Genomic DNA, 17,388 nt, shown 5'->3' with positions numbered 1-17,388 from the left:
CGTCCGGACATCCCCTGTTCCCGTGGCGACAAGGCGCCCGGGATGGACTACTCAGCCAGCCTGTCAGCCCGTGAGGCGCTCCAGCGCCTCGCGGTACTTGGCCGCCGTCTTCTCGATGACCTCGGCCGGCAGGCGCGGCGCCGGGGGCGTCTTGTCCCAGGGCTTGCCGTTGATCTTGGTGCCTTCGAGCCAGTCGCGCACGAACTGCTTGTCGTAGCTCGGCGGGTTGGCGCCGGCGGCCAGCGCGGCCTGGTAGCCCTCGACCGGCCAGTAGCGCGAGCTGTCGGGCGTGAGCACCTCGTCCATCAGCACCAGCGTGCCGTTCTCGTCGAGGCCGAATTCGAACTTGGTGTCGGCGATGATCATTCCCTTGGCCAGGGCGATCTGCGCGGCGGTTTCGTAGATGGCGATGCTGGTGTCGCGGATCTGCTGGGCCAGCTTGGGGCCGACGATCTCGACCACGCGCTCGTAGCTGATGTTCTCGTCATGCTCGCCGGCGGCGGCCTTGGCAGCGGGCGTGAAGATGGGGCGCGGCAGCTTGCTCGCGTTGGTCAGGCCCTCGGGCAGCGGCACGCCGCAGACCGAGCGGCTTTCCTGGTATTCCTTCCAGCCGCTGCCGGCCAGGTAGCCGCGCACCACGGCCTCGACCGGGATCGGCTTCAGGCGCTTGACCAGCATCGATCGGCCTGTGACCTGCGGCACCTCGTCGGCCGTGACTGCGCTCTCGGGCGCGTCGCCGGTCAGGTGGTTGGGGCAGATCTGGCCGAGGCGGTCGAACCACCACAGCGCCATCTTCGTGAGGATCTCGCCCTTGCCCGGAATGGGCTCGCCCATGATCACGTCGAAGGCGCTGAGCCGGTCGCTCGCGACCATCAGGATGCGGTCTTCGCCGACGGCGTAGTTGTCGCGCACCTTGCCGCGCGCAAGAAGGGGCAGGCTCTGGATGGAGGAGGTGTGGACGGTGGTCATGGGGCTGGTGCGGTGGGGAAACGGATGGCTGACGGGAAAAGCGGATTGTGCGCGCAGAAAAAAGCCACCGCGAACGGTGGCCGTCTGATCGCGGGGAAGTGCCTAGATGACTTCCTGGGCCAGTTCGCCCTTGGCGTACTTGCCGGCAACGACCTGCAGGCTGTCGCCCTTGATCTTCGCGCCCTGCCCCTCGCAGCCGAATTCGATGTAGCGCTGCTTGCAGATCTGCTTGGCGGCTTCGCGCGCGGGCTTGAGCCACTCGCGGGCGTCGAACTTCTCGGGGTTCTCTGCCATGAACTTGCGCACGGCGCCGGTCATCGCCAGGCGGATGTCGGTGTCGATGTTGATCTTGCGCACGCCGTACTTGATGGCTTCCTGGATTTCCTCGACGGGCACGCCGTAGGTTTCCTTCATGTTGCCGCCGTACTTGCGGATGATTTCGAGCAGGTCCTGCGGCACCGACGACGAGCCGTGCATCACCAGGTGGGTGTTGGGCAGGCGGGCGTGGATTTCCTTCACGCGCTTGATCGACAGGATGTCGCCGGTGGGCTTGCGGGTGAACTTGTAGGCGCCGTGGCTGGTGCCGATGGCGATGGCCAGCGCATCGAGCTGCGTGGCCTTGACGAACTGGGCGGCTTCCTCGGGGTCGGTCAGCAGGGCGGAGTGGTCGAGCACGCCTTCGGCGCCGATGCCGTCTTCCTCGCCGGCCATGCCGGTCTCGAGCGAGCCCAGGCAGCCCAGCTCGCCTTCGACGGTCACGCCGACCTTGTGCGCCAGCTGCACGACCTTGCGGGTCACGTCGACGTTGTAGTCGAAGGAGGCGGGCGTCTTGCCGTCTTCGTGCAGCGAGCCGTCCATCATGACGGAGGAGAAGCCGAGGTCGATGGCGCCCTGGCAGATGGCCGGGCTCTGGCCGTGGTCCTGGTGCATCACCAGCGGGATGTTCGGGTACTGCTCGATGGCGGCCTGGATCAGGTGCTTGATGAAGGCTTCGCCGGCGTACTTGCGGGCGCCTGCGCTGGCCTGCAGGATGACGGGAGCGCCGGTTTCCTTGGCGGCCTCCATGACGGCCTGAACCTGTTCGAGGTTGTTGACGTTGAAGGCCGGAATGCCGTAGCCATTGGCTGCGGCATGGTCGAGCAGTTCGCGCATCGAGACGAGTGCCATGGGAAATACCTCGCGGGAATTAGGAAAAGAAGAAGACGGAAAGACGAGAAAAACTGCCCTAATTCTACCGAGCCCCCTTGTGGGACAGGACCGACGCCAGCCCGAGGAAATCCATGACAGGCGGCAGCACCGGCCCGCCCAGCCACCGCACCGGCCTGGCGAAGGCGCCGACCAGCGTCGCATGGTTCAGATCGTCGAAGAGCCTGACCTGGACCGGCACGCCCGCCTCGCGCAGCGCCGCGGCCATCCGCAGGGTGTTGCGGTCGGGGTAGACCAGGTCGTCCTTCGAGGCCGCCATGAGCAGGGCTCGCGGCGAAGCAGGCGTGACGTGCGCCAGCGGCTGCGAGTCGCGCGGCGTGCCGGGCCAGTTGAAGGCGACCTTCACCTGCGGATCGCCGATGGGCAGGAAGTCGTAGGGTCCCGCCAGGCCGATCCAGCCCGCGAGCTGCTTCGGGCTTGCGCCCAGCTCGCCGAGCCAGCGCGCATCGAGCGCCACCATGGCGGCGTTGTAGGCGCCCGAGCTGTGGCCCATCATGTACACCTGCCTGGGGTCGGCACCCAGCCGCGCCGCGTTGTCCAGCGCCCACTTGACGGCCAGCGCGCTGTCGCGCACGAAGGCCGGATAGGTGAAGGCCGGCGACAGCCCGTAGTCGGGCACCAGCACCACGGCGCCCTGGGCGGCCAGGGCCTCGCCCATGAACCTGTAGCTGGCGCGGTCGCCGGTCGTCCAGGTGCCGCCGTAGAAGAACACGACCAGCGGCCGCGCGCCGCGCTCCGGCGGGATGGACGGCAGCGGCCGGTACGCGTCGAGCAGCTGGCGCGGTTCCTGGCCGTAGGCGATGCCGCCCTCGAACCGGTAGGTGTCGGTGGGCACCAGGCCGTTGAGCACCTTGACCGGCGAGCAGGCCGAAAGCAATGCGGCGGCGATGCCAGAGCCTGCGAGGGCGAAGGCGCCGCGGCGCCGCAGGAATGACGCGGGGGTGGTGGGGAAGATCATCCCCTGCTGTACGCAGGCAGCCAGGCGGCGGTTTCGTCAAACAGGCAGCTGCGTGGTCGAAAGCACCTGCTTGAGCACGACGAAGGTGCGGATCTGCCGCACCCCCGGCAGGTAAAGCAGCTGCTCGGCGTGCAGGCGGTTGAAGCTGTCGTTGTCGCGGGTGCGCACGAGCATGAAGTAGTCGAATTCGCCCGAGACCACGTGGCATTCGAGGCAACCCGAGACCTTCTGGGCGGCTTTCTCGAAGTTGGCGAAGGAGTCGGGCGTGGAGCGGTCGAGCACCACGCCGATCATCACGAGCATGCCCACCTCGAGCGCGTCGGGGTCCAGCAGCGCGACGATGCCCTTGATGAGGCCCGCCGCCTTGAGCCGCTCCACGCGGCGCAGGCAGGCGGCCGGGCTCAGGTTGACCTTGGCGGCCAGCGCCACGTTCGACAGCGAGGCGTCGCGCTGCATGGTGCGCAGGATGGCGCGGTCGGTGCGATCGAGCTCCGGCGTGTCACGCAATTTTGTTGTGCTCATCGGATTTTTGTCGGAATGAAAGTTTTACTTCTTTCGATAGTGCATCTTTTTCTCTGATGAATCCAGAAAACTTCGCAAGCACGTTGCGCGGCATTGTTTCTACGATGAGGGCCTTCACCACCTCCCACCACCTCCTTCCTTGGAACCGCTGCGATGAACCTCAAGAAGTTTCCCCGTCACCCGCTGACCTTCGGCCCCACGCCGATCCAGCCGCTGAAGCGGCTGAGCGCGCACCTGGGCGGCAAGGTCGATCTCTATGCCAAGCGCGAGGACTGCAACAGCGGCCTGGCCTTCGGCGGCAACAAGACGCGCAAGCTCGAGTACCTGATTCCCGAGGCGATCGAGGGCGGCTACGACACGCTGGTGTCCATCGGCGGCATCCAGTCGAACCAGACGCGCCAGGTGGCGGCGGTGGCGGCGCACCTCGGCATGAAGTGCGTGCTGGTGCAGGAGAACTGGGTCAACTATTCCGACGCGGTGTACGACCGGGTCGGCAACATCGAGATGTCACGCATCATGGGCGCCGACGTGCGCCTGGACGCAGCCGGCTTCGACATCGGCATCCGCAAGAGCTGGGAGGACGCCATGGAGAGCGTTCGCAAGGCTGGCGGCAAGCCGTTTCCGATTCCGGCGGGCTGCTCCGAGCATCCGCGCGGCGGCCTGGGCTTCGTCGGCTTCGCCGAGGAAGTGCGCCAGCAGGAGGCCGAGCTGGGCTTCAAGTTCGACTACATCGTGGTCTGCTCGGTGACGGGCAGCACGCAGGCCGGCATGGTGGTGGGCTTCGCGGCCGACGGCCGCGCCGACCGCGTGATCGGCATCGACGCCTCGGCCAAGCCGCAGCAGACCTTCGACCAGATCCTGCGCATCGCGAAGAACACGGCCGAACTGGTGGAGCTGGGCCGCGACATCACCGAGAAGGACATCGTGCTCGACCGCCGCTTCGGCGGCCCCGAGTACGGCCTGCCCAACGAAGGCACGCTCGAAGCCATCCGCCTGAGCGCGCGCTTCGAGGCCATGCTGACCGACCCCGTGTACGAGGGCAAGTCGATGCACGGGATGATCGAGAAGGTGCGCCTGGGCGAATTCCCGGCGGGCTCGAAGGTGCTTTATGCGCACCTGGGCGGCGTGCCGGCGCTGAACGCCTACAGCTTCCTCTTCCGCAACGGTTGAGTTTCCAGGAACACCGCGGAACCGGCTTCGCCGGGCCGCAGGTGTTGCCCCCTGCAAGGGGGTTGGCGCAGCGACACGAAGTGCGCGAAGCCTGGGGGTTTGCTCAACTTGCTCGGCAGATCTTGAGCATGTTGGTGCCCCCAGGGGCACCCATCGGCTCGCCGCAGGTGATGGCGTAGACGTCGCCGCTTTGCACGATGCCGCGCTTCTTCAGGTGGTTCTCGGCCTGCAGCAGCGCGGTGTCGCGGTCGCTCTCCGAGTCCATGAGCAGCGGGCGCACGTTGCGGTAGAGCGCCATCTTGCGCTGCGTGGCCAGGCGCGAGGTCAGCGCGTACATGGGGATGTGCGCGCGGTGGCGGCTCATCCACAGCGGCGTGGAGCCCGACTCGGTGAGCGCCACGATGGCCTTGGCGCCCAGGTGGTGGGCGGTGAAGAGCGCGCCCATGGCGATCGACTGGTCGATGCGGCTGTAGTTCTGGCCGCTGAAGTCGGCGTCGAGCTGCTTGTCTTCGGCGGCTTCGGCGGCCTCGCAGATGCGGCTCATCTCCTGCACGGTCTCGAGCGGATAGCGGCCCGAGGCAGTCTCGGCCGAGAGCATGACGGCATCGGTGCCGTCGAGCACGGCGTTGGCCACGTCGCTCACCTCGGCGCGCGTGGGCACGGGGTTGGTGATCATCGACTCCATCATCTGGGTCGCGGTGATGACCACCTTGTCCATCTCGCGCGCCATGCGGATCATCTTCTTCTGCAGCGCGGGCACCGCCGCGTTGCCCACCTCGACCGCGAGGTCGCCGCGCGCGACCATGATGCCGTCGCTGGCGCGCAGGATCTCTTCGAGCTTCGGAATGGCCTCGGCGCGCTCGATCTTGGCGATCATGCCGGGCTTGTGGCCGTATTCGGCGGCGGCCACGTTGCACAGCTGGCGGGCCATTTCCATGTCGGTGGCGTTCTTGGGGAAGCTCACGGCCACGTAGTCGGCCTGGAAGCTCATCGCGGTCTTGATGTCTTCCATGTCCTTGGCCGTCAGCGCGGGCGCGGTGAGGCCGCCACCCTGCTTGTTGATGCCCTTGTTGTTCGAGAGCTCGCCGCCGAGCTTCACGGTGGTGTGCACCGCCTCGCCCTTGACGGCGTCGACGGTCAGCACGATGAGGCCGTCGTTCAGCAGCAGCCTGTCGCCGGGCTTCACGTCGCGCGGCAGGTCCTTGTAGTCGAGGCCCACGGCATCGACGTCGCCGGGCTCGGTACGCGAGGCGTCGAGCACGAACTTGGCGCCCTGCTCGAGCCAGACCTTGCCCTGCGCGAACTTGCCCACGCGGATCTTGGGGCCCTGCAGGTCGGCCATGATGGCCACCTCGCGGCCGGCCTTGCGGGCGGCTTCGCGCACCATGGCGGCGCGGTCGATGTGGTCCTGCGCCGTACCGTGGCTGAAGTTCAGCCGCACCACGCTGACCTTGGCCTGGATCATCTTCTCCAGCAGATCGGGCGAACTGGACGCCGGACCGAGGGTGGCGACGATCTTGGTGGCGTGGCGGGGAATGCGGTCCGTGCTCATGAGGGTAGTCTCCGTTTTGTATTCGCTACTGTATACAGTTTGTGTGTCGGACGGAAGTCACCCATGGGTTTTTCCTCGATGAGCTCCGGCCACCGGCCCGAGCCGGTTCAGCCGGCAGCCCGCTTCGACAGGATCTCGAAGGCCGGCAGGGTCTTGCCTTCCAGCACTTCCAGGAAGGCACCGCCCCCGGTGGAGATGTAGCCGACCTGCTTCTCGATGCCGTACTTGGCGATGGCCGCCAGCGTGTCGCCGCCGCCGGCGATCGAGAACGCGCTGCTCTCGGCAATGGCCTGCGCGATGGCCTTGGTGCCGCCCGCGAAGGCGTCGAACTCGAACACGCCCACCGGGCCGTTCCAGACGATGGTGCCGGCCTCGCGCAGCTGCGCGGCGAGCTGGGCAGCCGTCTTCGGGCCGATGTCGAGGATCAGGTCGTCCTCGGCCACGTCGCTCGCGTCCTTGACGGTGGCGGCCGCGTCGGCCGCGAAGGTCTTGGCCGTGACCACGTCCACCGGAATGGGCACGTCGGCGCCGCGCGCGCGCATGGCATCGATCACCGCCTTGGCTTCGTCGACCAGGTCGGGCTCGGCCAGCGACTTGCCGATCTTCAGGCCCGCGGCCAGCATGAAGGTGTTGGCGATGCCGCCGCCCACGATGAGCTGGTCGACGTTGGCCGACAGGCTCTTCAGGATGGTCAGCTTGGTGCTCACCTTCGAGCCCGCCACGATGGCCACCAGCGGGCGCTTGGGCTGCGCCAGCGCCTTGGTGATGGCGTCGATCTCGGCCGCCAGCAGCGGGCCGGCCGCGGCCACCTTGGCGAACTGCGCGATGCCGTAGGTGGTGGCCTCGGCGCGGTGCGCGGTGCCGAAGGCGTCGTTCACGTAGATGTCGGTGAGCGCGGCCAGCTTGCGGGCCAGGCCTTCGTCGTTCTTCTTCTCGCCCTTGTTGATGCGGCAGTTCTCGAGCAGCACGACCTGACCTGGCTTCACGTCGACGCCGTCGACCCAGTTGGAGACGAGCGGCACTTCGCGGCCGAGCAGCTCGCCCAGGCGCCTGGCGACGGGCGCCAGCGAGTCTTCCGGCTTGAACTCGCCCTCGGTCGGGCGGCCCAGGTGCGAGGTGACCATCACGGCCGCGCCGGCGTCCAGCGCCAGCTTGATGCAGGGCACCGAGGCGCGGATGCGGGTGTCTTCGGTGATGTTGCCGGCGTCGTCCTGCGGCACGTTGAGGTCGGCACGGATGAAGACGCGCTGGCCGGCGGCCTTGCCCTGCGCGCAGAGGTCGGTGAATCGAATGACGTTCATTGGGAAAACCTGGAGAAGATTGGAAGACGGGGATCGGATGCATTGTAGTTTTGGCCCCATCGCCGGCTCTACGCGCCTCTTGCCGCGCGCTGATGCTTTTCCTCAGTCTTTCTGCTGCTGTTCGCGCGCGAAACTTTCCAGAACCTCCACGAAGCTCGCGGCCGCAGGCGACAGCGACCGCCGCGCCGCGCTGTAGACGCACACCTCGCGATGGAAGTCGGGCGACTCCAGCCGCACCATCTGCAGCCCGTGGGCGCGCACCAGCGGCGCCGAGTAGGTGGGGCACACGGTCAGCCCCAGCCCCGAGGCGACCATGCCCAGCGCGGTGGTCATGTACGACACCTCCTGCGTGCCGGGGCGCAGCATGTACTCGCGCTCGGCGGGGGCCAGCTCGGGCAGCACGCGCTGGCGGAAGTCGCGCGTGGGCGCGATGAAGGTGTAGGGGCCGAGCTCGTGCCAGCGCACCTTGCGGCGGCCGGCGAATGCATGGCCGGGCGGGCAGATCAGCCAGTGCCGGTCGCGCAGCAGCGTGCGGCGCTCGACGGCGTCGTCGACCGCCACGTCCTGCCCCACGGCCAGTTCCACGTCGCCGGCCGTCACGCCCGCGAGCAGGTGCTCGGGCAGGGTGTCGGCCAGGCGCACGTCCACGTCGGGGTACTGCTCGCGGTAGAGGGCGATCACGCGCGGCATCAGGGTGCAGGCCATGAGCTGCGGCGCGGCAAGCCGTAGCAAGCCTTTCTTCTTGTCACGCAAATCCGTGACGCCGGCCACCGCGCCGGCCAGGTCGCCCAGCAGCCGGTGCACCGAGGGCAGGAACTCGCGCCCCGCCTCCGACAGCTGAACGCGTCGCGTGTTGCGGTCGAGCAGCTGCACGCCCATCTCGCGCTCCAGCTCGCGCACCAGCACGCTGAGCGCCGACTGCGTGAGGTGCAGCTGCTGCGCCGCGGCGGTGAAGCTGCCGGTCTCGGCCACGGCGGCGAAGGCGCGCAGCTGGCGCAGGGTGAGGTTCATATATACGTTTATTTCATCAATCGATGAATTAATTTCGATTGCATCATAAGACGCGGCATCGCCCAATACCGGCTCACCGGAGACATACGAGCCATGCCTACCCCACCGCCGCCCGTGCGCGGCCTGCACCACTTCGCCTGGCGCTGCCGCGACAGCGAGGAAACCCGCCGCTTCTACGAAGACCTGCTGGGCCTGCCGCTGGCCCACGTCATCAAGAGCGACCACGTGCCGAGCACCGGCGAGTACTGCCCCTACGTGCACATCTTCTTCCAGATGCGCGACGGCTCGTACATCGCCTTCTTCGACCTCGGCGACGACGTCGCCGCGCTGCCCTCGCCCAACACGCCCTCGTGGGTGAACCACATCGCGCTGCGCGTCGACTCGGTGGCCGACCTCCTGGCCGCCAAGGCGCGGCTCGAAGGCGCCGGCGTCGAGGTGCTGGGCGTGACCGACCACCACATCATCGAATCGATCTACTTCTTCGACCCCAACGGCATCCGCGTGGAACTCACCACGCCCACCGTGCCGCAGGCCGAGATGGACGCGCACGCGCTGCGCGCGCGCGCCGAACTCGACGCCTGGACCGAGCGCAAGGCGGGCCTGCGCGCCGCCGCCGCGAAGGGCACGCCGCATGCCTGAACTGCAACTCGCCGTCATCGACGTGAAGCCCGGCGCAGCCATGGAGAGCCAGTCGGGCCTGCAGCTGCTGCGCCCGCGCATCTATGGCGCCTACCGCGCGCCGCAGGGCCCGAAGAAGATCGCCGCCATCGTGATGCACCCCACGAGCAACTTCATGGGCCACTACCTCATCGGCCCGCTGGCCGAGCGCGGCATCTGTTGCATGGGCCTGAACTCGCGCTTCGTGGGCAACGACACGGTGCTGCTGATGGAGCGCGCCATTCAAGACCTGGGCGCGGGCGTGCAGTACCTGCGCGCCGCCGGCTACGAAAAGGTGTTCCTCGTCGGCAACTCCGGCGGCGCGGCACTTTCGGCCTTCTACCAGGCGCAGGCCGAGAAGCTCACCGCCACGCACCTGCCCGACGGCGACCCCACGCACCTCCACGCGAGCGACCTGCCGCCGGTGGACGGCATCGCCCTGTGCGCCGCGCACCTGGGCCGCACGCGGCTGATGCGCGACTGGATCGACCCCTCGGTCACCGACGAGCACGACCCGCTCTCGGTCGACCCCGAGCTCGACATGTACGACGCGCGCCACCGCGTGCCCTACGACCGCGACTTTCTCGCGCGCTTCAGCGCCGCCCAGAAGGCGCGGCTCGATCGCATCGAGCAGTGGTGCCTCGACCGCCTCGCGCTGCTGCGCGGCACACCCGGCGCGCCGCGCGACCAGACCTTCATCGTCTACCGCACGCATGCCGATCCGCGCTGCGTCGACCTCTCGCTCGACCCCAACGACCGCCTGCCCGGCAGCGTGTGGGGCGACGCGCGGCAGGTGAACTACTCGGCCAACGCGATGGGGCGCACCACCTCGCTGACGGCATTCCTCTCGCAGTGGTCCTCGCGCTCGCAGGCCGACGGTCCGACGAATCTCGCGCGCACCACGGTGCCGAAGCTGCTGCTGACCTACACGGGCGACCAGTCCACCTTCCCGAGCACGCGCGATGCGTGGATGGCGGCGGGCGGCTCGCGCATCCGCAACGTCGACATCGTCGGCGGCAACCACTACCTCGCGGGGCAGCCGGAACTGATCCCGAAGGCGGCGGACGCCATCGCCGAGTTCGCGCACGCGCTGTAGCCGCAAGGGCCCCATGGAAAACTTCGCTTTCGCCCCGGCCTACGAGCTGCCGGTCTGGCCCTTCACGCCACCGCCCGAGCTGGGCAGCACGAAGCCCGCGCGGCACCCCATCGTGATCGTCGGCGCCGGCCCCTCGGGCCTCACGCTGGCCTGCGACCTCGCGCAGCGCGGCGTGCGCGCCGTGCTGCTGGACGAGGACGACACCGTCGGCGTGCGCGGCGCCTCCTCGCGCGGCATCTGCTACGCGCAGAAGAGCCTGGAGATCTTCGAGCGCCTGGGCATCTACGAGCGCATCGCGGCCAAGGGCATCACCTGGTCGTTCGGGCGCACCTTCTCGGGCGAGCAGGAGGTCTACAACTTCAACCTGCAGGCCAACAGCGTTTCGCGGCAGCCGCCCTTCATCAACCTGCAGCAGTTCTACGTCGAGTGGTTCCTGGTCGATCGCATCCTCGAGCTGGGGCTGACCGACCTGCGCTGGAAGAACCGCGTCACACGCGTCGAGCGGCTCGCCGACGGCGTGCGCCTGGAAGTCGAAACGCCCGCAGGCAGCTACACCATCGAGGCCGACCGGCTGATCGACGCCACCGGCGCCAACAGCGCGATCCGCACGCAGCTCGGCATCGACGCGCATTCCTCGCGCAGCACCGACCGCTGGTGCATCAGCGACGTGCGCTTCAGGAAGCCGCTGCCCACCGAGCGCTGGACCTGGGTGGACGCGCCCTTCAACGAAGGCCGTGGCGTGTGGCAGCACCTGATGGCCGACGGCGTGTGGCGCATCGACTACCAGATGCCCGAGGACTGCGACACCGCCTACATCAGCAAGCCCGAAGTGGCGGGCGCGCGGCTGCGCGAGCAACTCGGGCCGGACGTGGAGTTCGAGTTCGTCTGGATCGGCCCCTATGGCTACCGAGACCACCTGCTCGACAGCTTCCGCCACGGCCGCGTGTTCTTCATCGGCGACGCGGCGCACGTGGTGAGCCCCTTCGGCGCGCGCGGCGGCAACAGCGGCATCCAGGACGCGGCCAACCTCGGCTGGAAGCTCGCGCTGGTCGCGCAGGGCAAGGCCGGCGATGCGCTGCTCGACAGCTACGACGCCGAGCGCCAGCCCGCCGCGAAGCAGAACCTGCAGGTTACGAGCCGCTCGGCGCGCTTCCTCGCGCCACGCTCGCCGGCCGAGCACACGCTGCGCCGCGCGGTGGTGGCGCTGGCGGCGCGCCATCCGTTCGCGCGGGCGCTGGTGAACACCGGCCGCATGTCGGTCGCCAACGACTATCCGTCCGCACCGCTGCTGCCCGAAGGCGCGCGCTCGGTGCAGAACCTGCCACTGCGCTGGGCCGATGGCTGCGAGACCACGCTGATGCAGCTGCTGGCCGAAGGCACCGAATGCATCGGCCTATGGTTCGCGCCGACACGCGAGCAGGCAGGAGCGGCGCTCGATGCCATCGCGTCGCTGCCGCTGCGCCTGCTGGCGGTGGGCGGCGACAGCGGCCTGCCCACGCTGCAGGCCGACGAAAAGCTCGCGAACCATCTCGGCGCAGGCGACGCAGGCAGCTTCGTCCTCGTGCGCCCCGACGCCTACCGGGCCGCCGTGCTGCCGGGCGCCACGCCCGAAGCCATCGCCACCGCCGTGCGCACCGCACTGGCCGCCAACGAGCGCAACCCATGATCACCGAGCCCCGCATCCCCGACTCCGACGGCTTCTACGCCGCACTGCTCGCCGCCCACGAGGGCCGCAGCGAGGAGCAGAGCGCCGACCTCAACGCCCGCCTCGTGCTGCTGCTGGCCAACCAGTGCGCCGACCAGGACGTGCTGCTCGCCTGCATCCGTGCGGCGGCCGAAGAAGAACCCACGACGACGGAGCAAGACACTCCATGACCACGAGCGTTTCCTTCGCATCCGCCTCCGACACCCGCGAGCAGAAGCCCGGGCTGCAGGAGTTGGGCCCCGGCGCCTACGGCTACATCAGCGACTTCGATCCCAACTGCGGCTTCGTCGTCGGTGGCGACCACGTGGTGCTGATCGACACGCGCCCCACGCCGCGCATGGCGCGCGACTTCCTGGCCGCCATCCGCACGGTGACCGACAAGCCCATCCGCACCATCGTGCTCACGCACTACCACGCGGTGCGGGTGATGGGCGCCAGCGCCTTCGCCGAGGTGCGCGACATCGTCGCCAGCAGCGGCACGCTCTACTGGATCCGCACGCGCGGGCAGGCCGACTTCGACTCGGAGGTCGGCCGCTTCCCGCGCCTGTTCGCGGGCGTGGAAGAGATACCGGGCCTGACCATGCCCACCAAGGTCTTCGACCGCGAGATGACGCTGCCGCTGGGCGGCGGCCGCGAGCTGCGGCTGATGTCGCTGGGCCGCGGCCATTCGGGCGGCGACGCGGTCGCGTGGCTGCCCGACTGCGGCGTGCTCTTTTCCGGCGACGTGGTCGAGAACCGCTGCGGCGTGTATGCGGGCGACGCCTACATCGGCGACTGGGCCGGCACGCTCGATGCAGTGGCGGCACTCAAGCCGCGCGTGCTGGTGCCCGGCCGCGGCGCGGTGCTGCAGGACGAGGCCGCGTGCGCCGAGGCCATCGGCCTCACCAAGGCATTCCTCTCGACGCTGCTGGAAAGCGTGAAGGCCGGCATCGCAGCCGGCGAAACGCTCAAGGGCTGCTTCGCGCGCGCCGAGGCGGCGATGACGCCACGCTTCGGCGACTGGCCGGTGTTCCAGCACGTGCTGCCCTTCGACGTCTCGCGCGCCTACGACGAGCTGCGCGGCGTCGAGCACCCGGTGGTGTGGACCGCCGAGCGCGACCGCGAGCTGTGGCAGGTCCTGCGCGGCGAGTGAGCTGAAGTTATTTCAAAACAAGCAACGGAGACAAGAGACGATGAAGCGATTCCTTCTTCCCCTGCTGGCCTCGGCCTTCGCGCTGATCGCCACCGGCCCCGCATCGGCGCAGCCGGCGGCCTACCCCACCCAGCCGATCAAGTGGATCGTGCCCTACGTGGCCGGCGGCGGCACCGACAACCTCGCGCGCACGCTGGCCGAGGCGATGCAGCCGTCGCTGGGGCAGCCGCTCATCATCGACAACCGGCCGGGCGCCTCCACCAACATCGGCGTGGGCGTGATGATGCAGGCCAAGCCCGACGGCTACACCATCATGCAGGCGGAGAACGCCGCGCTGCTCTTCAACGAGCACATGTTCGCCAGGCTGCCCTACAAGCCCGCGAGCGACTTCACCTACATCGGCACCATCGGCCGCTTTCCGGTGGCGCTGGTGGTGCACCCGGACTTCCCCGCGAAGAACGTGGCGGAGTTCGTGCGCTACGTGAAGGCCAACCCCGACAAGGTGAGCTACGCCTCGCCCGGCAACGGATCGCCGCACCACATGGCGATGGAGCTCTTCAAGCAGAAGGCCGGGCTGACGATCACGCACGTGCCCTACAAGGGCGCGGCACCCGCCATGACCGACGTGATGGGTGGCCAGGTGCCCACGATGATGCTGGACCTGGCCTCGGGCCTGCCGATCATCAAGTCGGGGAAGGTGCGGGTGCTGGCCATTGCGCTGCCGCAGCGCGCGGGCGCCCTGCCCGAGGTGCCGACCTTCGTCGAGGCTGGCTTCCCCGACGTCAACGCCTACGCCTTCCACGGCCTGATCGGCCCGGCCGGCATGCCGCCGGAAGCGGTGGCGCGGCTCAACGCCGAGCTGCACAAGGCGATGAAGGCGCCGAAGGTGGTCAAGCTGTTCGCGGACTTCGGCTTCGAGGCGCTGCCGGGAACGCCGCAGGACTTCTACAAGCTGTCTCGCGCGGAGAGCGAGCGCTGGGGCAACATCATCAAGACGGCCGGCGTCAAACTCGATTGATCGCCTACCAGCCCAGCCCCAGGTGCAGCGGCAGGTACACCGCCATGCCCGCGAGCATCGTGCCCAGCACGCCGCGCCGCCAGTAGAAGTACGCGGCGCCGACCACCGCCGCGTACAGGCGCGCGTCGTGCAGCGTGGTGATGAGGTGGCCCTGCGTCATGACGATCTCGGGCGCGATCACGCCCGCGAGCGCGGCCGCCGGCGCGTAGTGCAGCGCGCGGTGCGCCCAGTCGGGCAGGCCCCAGGGCCGGTCGAGGATGAAGAAGAAGCAGCGCGTGAGCACGGTGACCAGGGCCAGGCCGACGATCACGGCCATGGTCCACCAGTCGGTGGTTGCGGCCGCGGCGCTCACTTGTCGTCCTCCGCGTTCGGGTCGAGCCCGAGCTGCTTCTCGAGCCAGAAGCACAGCAGCACCGCCACGCCGATGGCGACCACGATGTTGAGCTTGAGCGGCAGCGCGTAGGCAGCGACCGCCGTGGCGCCCGCGATCAGCGCGGCCAGCACGCGCAGGCGCGTCGTGGCCATCGAGCACACGATGGCGACCAGGCTCAGCACGCCCGCGAAGCTCAGGCCCCACGTCTGGGGAATGAAGTTGGCCAGCGCGATGCCCACCAGGCTCATGCCCATCCAGGCGCACCAGGTGACGAAGTAGTTGCCGGTGAGGTAGGCCTCCTGCGCCTGCTGCTCGGCCACGGTCAGCGGCGGTTTGGGGTACTTCTTGGTGAAGAGCGCGTAGCTCATGTCGGCCGTGAGGTAGCCGTGCACCATGCGGCGCCAGCGCGGCATGTGCATGAGGTAGGGCCGCAGGTGCAGGCTGAACACCACGAAGCGCAGGTTGACGCAGAAGCCGGTGGCCAGGATCACCCAGGCCGGCGCCCCGGCGAAGAGCAGCGGAATGGCCGCCAGCTGCGAACTGCCCGCGTAGACCAAGAGCGTCATCGCCACCGCCTCGATCAGGCTCATGTTCGACTTGACCATGGCCACCCCGGTCATGAGCCCCCAGGCGCCGATGCCCAGCGCCACAGGGGTCATGTCGCGCACGCCGACCCGGAATTCGGGGCGGCCGCGGATGCTTTGCGAGAGGAACATCAGCCGAACGCCTGCCCGGGCTTCAGGTCGAAGCCGTGCAGGAAGGCGGCCACGGGCAGGCGCTTGCCCCCGGGGCGCTGCAGTTCGGTAAGGACGACGGCCGAGCCGGCTGCCGCGGCCACCGTCACGCCGGTGTCGTCCACGGCCAGGATGGTGCCCGGCGCGGCCGTAGAGGCTGCGGGAGATTTCTCGGCGCGGGCGGCCCAGAGCTTGACGGTTTCGCCGTCCAGCGGGCTGTTGGCGCCCGGGAACGGGTCGAAGGCCAGCACGCGGCGCACGATGGCGTCGGCGGGCTGGGCCCAGTCGACCTGCGCCTCGTGCTTCTCGACCTTGCTGGCGTAGGTGACGCCTTCGGCCGGCTGCGGCGTGCGGGTGAGCGTGCCGATGCGCGCGAGCGCCTCGACGATCATCCTGCCGCCGAGCTCGGCCAGGCGATCGTGCAGGCGGGCGGTGTTGTCGCCCGCGCCGATGTCGACAGCCTCGCGCAGCAGCATGTCGCCAGTGTCGAGGCCGGCGTCCATCTGCATGATGGTGATGCCGGTCTGTGCGTCGCCCGCCTCGATGGCGCGGTGGATCGGCGCCGCGCCGCGCCAGCGCGGCAGCAGGCTCGCATGGATGTTCAGGCAGCCGTGCGCCGGCAGGTCGAGCACCCACTGCGGCAGGATCAGGCCGTAGGCGGCGACCACCATCACGTCGGGCTTCAGCGCGAGCAGGGTGTCGCGCGCGGCGGAGGCCTCGTCGGGGTACTTGCCGTCCAGGCGCAGGCTGCGCGGCTGGGCCACCGGCCAGCCATTCGCGACTGCGCACTGCTTGACGGGAGAAGCCTGCAGCTTCATGCCGCGGCCGGCGGGGCGGTCGGGCTGGCTCATCACCAGCACGACCTCATGGCCGGCGGTGGCGATGGCTTCGAGCGCGACGCGCGCGAACTCGGGCGTGCCCGCGAAGACGACTCTGAGGCGGCTCAATCCCGGATCCGATCGAACTCGAGATCGTCCCCCGTGTGGTAGCGCCGGACCACGCCGGTCGGGTCGATGTAGATGTACAGCATGCGGCGCTCGTTCACTGCCTTGTAGCGCCAGGTCCAGACGGCGCCATCGAAGGAGCTGACGCGGGTGATCTCATAGGGCCGGCCGTAGAAGGCCATCACGTCGTTCTGGCGCCACTGGTTGACCTTGATGTCCTGGCCGAAGCGCGCCTCGCTGAGCACCTGCGTCACCGAGACCACCTTGCCCGAAGAATCGACGTCGATATCGACCACCTCGAAGCCGGCCGGCATGCGCGAGTACTGCAGCCGCTCGCCGCCGCCCGTGAGCGGATAGCGGCCCGTGGGCGCGCCCAGTCGCTGAAGGGTGTCGGCGGCGGTGGTGCCGGGCTGGATGCGGGTGGGTTCGCTGGCGCAGCCGGCAAGAAACCCGAGGCTCGCGGCCGCGAGAAGTGCCAGCGCCGCGAGGGAGCCGGAGCGCCGGCCTGCGTTCATGGGGTTCAAGCCCGCTCCCGCATTTCTTCGCGCTGCTGCTTCAGCAGCTTGCTCTTGATGCGGTTGCGCTTCAGGGGGGAGAGGTATTCGACGAACACCTTGCCCAGCAGGTGGTCGAGTTCGTGCTGGATGCACACGGCCAGCAGGCCTTCGGCTTCGATGGTGCGCGTCTCGCCGTTCTCGTCGAGCGCCTGCACCTTCACCGAGGTGGAGCGCAGCACGCCGTCGTAGATGCCGGGCACCGAGAGGCAGCCCTCCTCGTTCACGACCTTTTCTTCGCTGGCCCAGGTGATTTCGGGGTTGATCAGCACGATGGGCTGGTTACGCTCTTCGGACACGTCGATGACGACGAGGCGCTCGTGCACGTCGATCTGGGTCGCGGCAAGGCCGATGCCGTTGGCGTCGTACATGGTCTCCAGCATGTCGGCGACCAGCGTCTTGATGCGCGCGTCGACGCCCTGCACCGGCTTGGCCACGGTGTGCAGGCGCTTGTCCGGGTAACTCAGAATGTTTCGTTTGGCCATG

The 17,388-nt window shown here is 68.7% G+C and carries 20 protein-coding genes; 7 read left to right on the top strand and 13 right to left on the bottom strand.

Features of this window, described 5'->3' with window-relative positions; genetic code table 11:
• Nucleotides 1–63 precede the first annotated feature (63 nt).
• From ACAM57_RS00960 to ACAM57_RS00940, 5 genes are all read right to left on the bottom strand, one after another.
• The gene (locus ACAM57_RS00960) at nucleotides 64–969 is read right to left on the bottom strand and encodes a phosphoribosylaminoimidazolesuccinocarboxamide synthase (RefSeq protein WP_126021143.1); all 906 of its coding nucleotides are present in this window, start codon (nucleotides 967–969) and stop codon (nucleotides 64–66) included.
• 102 nt (nucleotides 970–1,071) lie between these two features.
• A complete protein-coding gene (gene fba, locus ACAM57_RS00955) occupies nucleotides 1,072–2,136 on the bottom strand; it encodes a class II fructose-bisphosphate aldolase (RefSeq protein WP_126021141.1) in 1,065 nt (354 codons plus the stop codon).
• 64 nt (nucleotides 2,137–2,200) lie between these two features.
• Complete coding sequence (locus ACAM57_RS00950) at nucleotides 2,201–3,133, bottom strand: alpha/beta hydrolase (protein WP_369660412.1); 933 nt, start codon at nucleotides 3,131–3,133, stop codon at nucleotides 2,201–2,203.
• Nucleotides 3,134–3,169: 36 nt separating this feature from the next.
• The gene (locus ACAM57_RS00945; RefSeq protein ID WP_184639469.1) at nucleotides 3,170–3,655 is read right to left on the bottom strand and encodes an Lrp/AsnC family transcriptional regulator; all 486 of its coding nucleotides are present in this window, start codon (nucleotides 3,653–3,655) and stop codon (nucleotides 3,170–3,172) included.
• Nucleotides 3,633–3,773, bottom strand: coding sequence for a hypothetical protein (locus ACAM57_RS00940; protein WP_184639467.1), 141 nt, complete (start codon nucleotides 3,771–3,773; stop codon nucleotides 3,633–3,635). The genes ACAM57_RS00945 and ACAM57_RS00940 overlap by 23 nt, the downstream gene beginning before the upstream one ends.
• 35 nt (nucleotides 3,774–3,808) lie before the next feature.
• On the opposite strand from ACAM57_RS00940, the gene ACAM57_RS00935 reads away from it, so the two are divergent.
• Nucleotides 3,809–4,825: a 1-aminocyclopropane-1-carboxylate deaminase gene (locus ACAM57_RS00935; RefSeq protein WP_126021135.1), complete on the top strand. Its 1,017-nt coding sequence runs from the start codon at nucleotides 3,809–3,811 to the stop codon at nucleotides 4,823–4,825.
• A 103-nt stretch (nucleotides 4,826–4,928) separates the two neighbouring features.
• Here ACAM57_RS00935 and pyk read toward each other — a convergent pair whose 3' ends face one another.
• The 3 genes from pyk to ACAM57_RS00920 all read right to left on the bottom strand — a co-directional run bounded on the left by pyk (nucleotide 4,929) and on the right by ACAM57_RS00920 (nucleotide 8,689).
• The gene (gene pyk / locus ACAM57_RS00930) at nucleotides 4,929–6,377 is read right to left on the bottom strand and encodes a pyruvate kinase (protein WP_369660411.1); all 1,449 of its coding nucleotides are present in this window, start codon (nucleotides 6,375–6,377) and stop codon (nucleotides 4,929–4,931) included.
• Nucleotides 6,378–6,484: 107 nt separating this feature from the next.
• Nucleotides 6,485–7,678, bottom strand: a complete 1,194-nt coding sequence (locus ACAM57_RS00925) for a phosphoglycerate kinase (protein WP_369660410.1) — start codon at nucleotides 7,676–7,678, stop codon at nucleotides 6,485–6,487.
• A 102-nt stretch (nucleotides 7,679–7,780) separates the two neighbouring features.
• A complete protein-coding gene (locus ACAM57_RS00920; protein WP_369660409.1) occupies nucleotides 7,781–8,689 on the bottom strand; it encodes a LysR family transcriptional regulator in 909 nt (302 codons plus the stop codon).
• A gap of 93 nt (nucleotides 8,690–8,782) precedes the next feature.
• Here ACAM57_RS00920 and ACAM57_RS00915 point away from each other — a divergent pair, with 93 nt between their 5' ends.
• Genes ACAM57_RS00915 through ACAM57_RS00890 form a run of 6 tightly spaced genes read left to right on the top strand, consistent with a single transcriptional unit; the run spans nucleotide 8,783 to nucleotide 14,297 of the window.
• Nucleotides 8,783–9,328, top strand: a complete 546-nt coding sequence (locus ACAM57_RS00915) for a VOC family protein (RefSeq protein WP_369660408.1) — start codon at nucleotides 8,783–8,785, stop codon at nucleotides 9,326–9,328.
• Nucleotides 9,321–10,442, top strand: a complete 1,122-nt coding sequence (locus tag ACAM57_RS00910; protein ID WP_369660407.1) for an alpha/beta hydrolase family protein — start codon at nucleotides 9,321–9,323, stop codon at nucleotides 10,440–10,442. Before ACAM57_RS00915 ends, ACAM57_RS00910 begins: the two co-directional genes overlap by 8 nt.
• Nucleotides 10,443–10,455: 13 nt before the next feature.
• On the top strand, nucleotides 10,456–12,108 hold the full coding sequence (locus ACAM57_RS00905; RefSeq protein WP_369660406.1) for an FAD-dependent oxidoreductase: 1,653 nt from the start codon (nucleotides 10,456–10,458) through the stop codon (nucleotides 12,106–12,108).
• Entirely contained in the window at nucleotides 12,105–12,317 is a 213-nt protein-coding gene (locus tag ACAM57_RS00900) for a DUF2783 domain-containing protein (RefSeq protein WP_369660405.1), read from the top strand. The genes ACAM57_RS00905 and ACAM57_RS00900 overlap by 4 nt, the downstream gene beginning before the upstream one ends.
• Nucleotides 12,314–13,279 carry an MBL fold metallo-hydrolase gene (locus tag ACAM57_RS00895; protein WP_369660404.1) on the top strand — a complete coding sequence of 322 codons (966 nt, stop codon included), beginning with the start codon at nucleotides 12,314–12,316 and terminating at the stop codon, nucleotides 13,277–13,279. Before ACAM57_RS00900 ends, ACAM57_RS00895 begins: the two co-directional genes overlap by 4 nt.
• Nucleotides 13,280–13,319: 40 nt before the next feature.
• Entirely contained in the window at nucleotides 13,320–14,297 is a 978-nt protein-coding gene (locus tag ACAM57_RS00890; protein ID WP_126021123.1) for a tripartite tricarboxylate transporter substrate binding protein, read from the top strand.
• Nucleotides 14,298–14,301: 4 nt separating this feature from the next.
• Here ACAM57_RS00890 and ACAM57_RS00885 read toward each other — a convergent pair whose 3' ends face one another.
• The 5 genes from ACAM57_RS00885 to def are packed head-to-tail and all read right to left on the bottom strand — an operon-like array spanning nucleotide 14,302 to nucleotide 17,387.
• Nucleotides 14,302–14,613, bottom strand: a complete 312-nt coding sequence (locus ACAM57_RS00885) for an AzlD domain-containing protein (protein ID WP_056594401.1) — start codon at nucleotides 14,611–14,613, stop codon at nucleotides 14,302–14,304.
• Nucleotides 14,614–14,645: 32 nt separating this feature from the next.
• The gene (locus tag ACAM57_RS00880; RefSeq protein ID WP_184639450.1) at nucleotides 14,646–15,386 is read right to left on the bottom strand and encodes an AzlC family ABC transporter permease; all 741 of its coding nucleotides are present in this window, start codon (nucleotides 15,384–15,386) and stop codon (nucleotides 14,646–14,648) included.
• Nucleotides 15,386–16,351 (bottom strand): methionyl-tRNA formyltransferase, encoded by a 966-nt coding sequence (fmt, locus tag ACAM57_RS00875; protein WP_369660403.1) that lies wholly within the window; start codon nucleotides 16,349–16,351, stop codon nucleotides 15,386–15,388. Before fmt ends, ACAM57_RS00880 begins: the two co-directional genes overlap by 1 nt.
• The gene (locus tag ACAM57_RS00870) at nucleotides 16,348–16,863 is read right to left on the bottom strand and encodes a hypothetical protein (RefSeq protein ID WP_369662506.1); all 516 of its coding nucleotides are present in this window, start codon (nucleotides 16,861–16,863) and stop codon (nucleotides 16,348–16,350) included. The genes fmt and ACAM57_RS00870 overlap by 4 nt, the downstream gene beginning before the upstream one ends.
• A 5-nt stretch (nucleotides 16,864–16,868) precedes the next feature.
• Nucleotides 16,869–17,387 carry a peptide deformylase gene (gene def / locus ACAM57_RS00865; RefSeq protein ID WP_126021118.1) on the bottom strand — a complete coding sequence of 173 codons (519 nt, stop codon included), beginning with the start codon at nucleotides 17,385–17,387 and terminating at the stop codon, nucleotides 16,869–16,871.
• Nucleotide 17,388: the final 1 nt, after the last annotated feature.

Origin of the sequence: Variovorax sp. V15 (genome assembly GCF_041154425.1) — a bacterium.
In the GTDB taxonomy this organism is placed as follows: Bacteria; Pseudomonadota; Gammaproteobacteria; order Burkholderiales; family Burkholderiaceae_C; genus Variovorax; species Variovorax guangxiensis.
Note: the sequence above shows the minus strand (reverse complement) of the source record. Positions and strands in the feature narration are given on the sequence as shown.

Excerpts from the sequence above, each read along its gene's own strand:
- ACAM57_RS00880 (WP_184639450.1), bottom strand. The coding sequence starts at position 15,386 with ATGTTCCTCTCGCAAAGCATCCGCGGCCGCCCCGAATTCCGGGTCGGC.
- ACAM57_RS00910 (WP_369660407.1), top strand. The coding sequence starts at position 9,321 with ATGCCTGAACTGCAACTCGCCGTCATCGACGTGAAGCCCGGCGCAGCC.
- ACAM57_RS00960 (WP_126021143.1), bottom strand. The coding sequence starts at position 969 with ATGACCACCGTCCACACCTCCTCCATCCAGAGCCTGCCCCTTCTTGCG.
- ACAM57_RS00920 (WP_369660409.1), bottom strand. The coding sequence starts at position 8,689 with ATGAACCTCACCCTGCGCCAGCTGCGCGCCTTCGCCGCCGTGGCCGAG.
- def (WP_126021118.1), bottom strand. The coding sequence starts at position 17,387 with ATGGCCAAACGAAACATTCTGAGTTACCCGGACAAGCGCCTGCACACC.
- fba (WP_126021141.1), bottom strand. The coding sequence starts at position 2,136 with ATGGCACTCGTCTCGATGCGCGAACTGCTCGACCATGCCGCAGCCAAT.
- pyk (WP_369660411.1), bottom strand. The coding sequence starts at position 6,377 with ATGAGCACGGACCGCATTCCCCGCCACGCCACCAAGATCGTCGCCACC.
- ACAM57_RS00945 (WP_184639469.1), bottom strand. The coding sequence starts at position 3,655 with ATGAGCACAACAAAATTGCGTGACACGCCGGAGCTCGATCGCACCGAC.
- ACAM57_RS00895 (WP_369660404.1), top strand. The coding sequence starts at position 12,314 with ATGACCACGAGCGTTTCCTTCGCATCCGCCTCCGACACCCGCGAGCAG.
- ACAM57_RS00885 (WP_056594401.1), bottom strand. The coding sequence starts at position 14,613 with ATGGCCGTGATCGTCGGCCTGGCCCTGGTCACCGTGCTCACGCGCTGC.
- ACAM57_RS00905 (WP_369660406.1), top strand. The coding sequence starts at position 10,456 with ATGGAAAACTTCGCTTTCGCCCCGGCCTACGAGCTGCCGGTCTGGCCC.
- ACAM57_RS00890 (WP_126021123.1), top strand. The coding sequence starts at position 13,320 with ATGAAGCGATTCCTTCTTCCCCTGCTGGCCTCGGCCTTCGCGCTGATC.
- ACAM57_RS00915 (WP_369660408.1), top strand. The coding sequence starts at position 8,783 with ATGCCTACCCCACCGCCGCCCGTGCGCGGCCTGCACCACTTCGCCTGG.
- ACAM57_RS00870 (WP_369662506.1), bottom strand. The coding sequence starts at position 16,863 with ATGAACGCAGGCCGGCGCTCCGGCTCCCTCGCGGCGCTGGCACTTCTC.
- ACAM57_RS00935 (WP_126021135.1), top strand. The coding sequence starts at position 3,809 with ATGAACCTCAAGAAGTTTCCCCGTCACCCGCTGACCTTCGGCCCCACG.
- ACAM57_RS00925 (WP_369660410.1), bottom strand. The coding sequence starts at position 7,678 with ATGAACGTCATTCGATTCACCGACCTCTGCGCGCAGGGCAAGGCCGCC.
- ACAM57_RS00950 (WP_369660412.1), bottom strand. The coding sequence starts at position 3,133 with ATGATCTTCCCCACCACCCCCGCGTCATTCCTGCGGCGCCGCGGCGCC.
- ACAM57_RS00900 (WP_369660405.1), top strand. The coding sequence starts at position 12,105 with ATGATCACCGAGCCCCGCATCCCCGACTCCGACGGCTTCTACGCCGCA.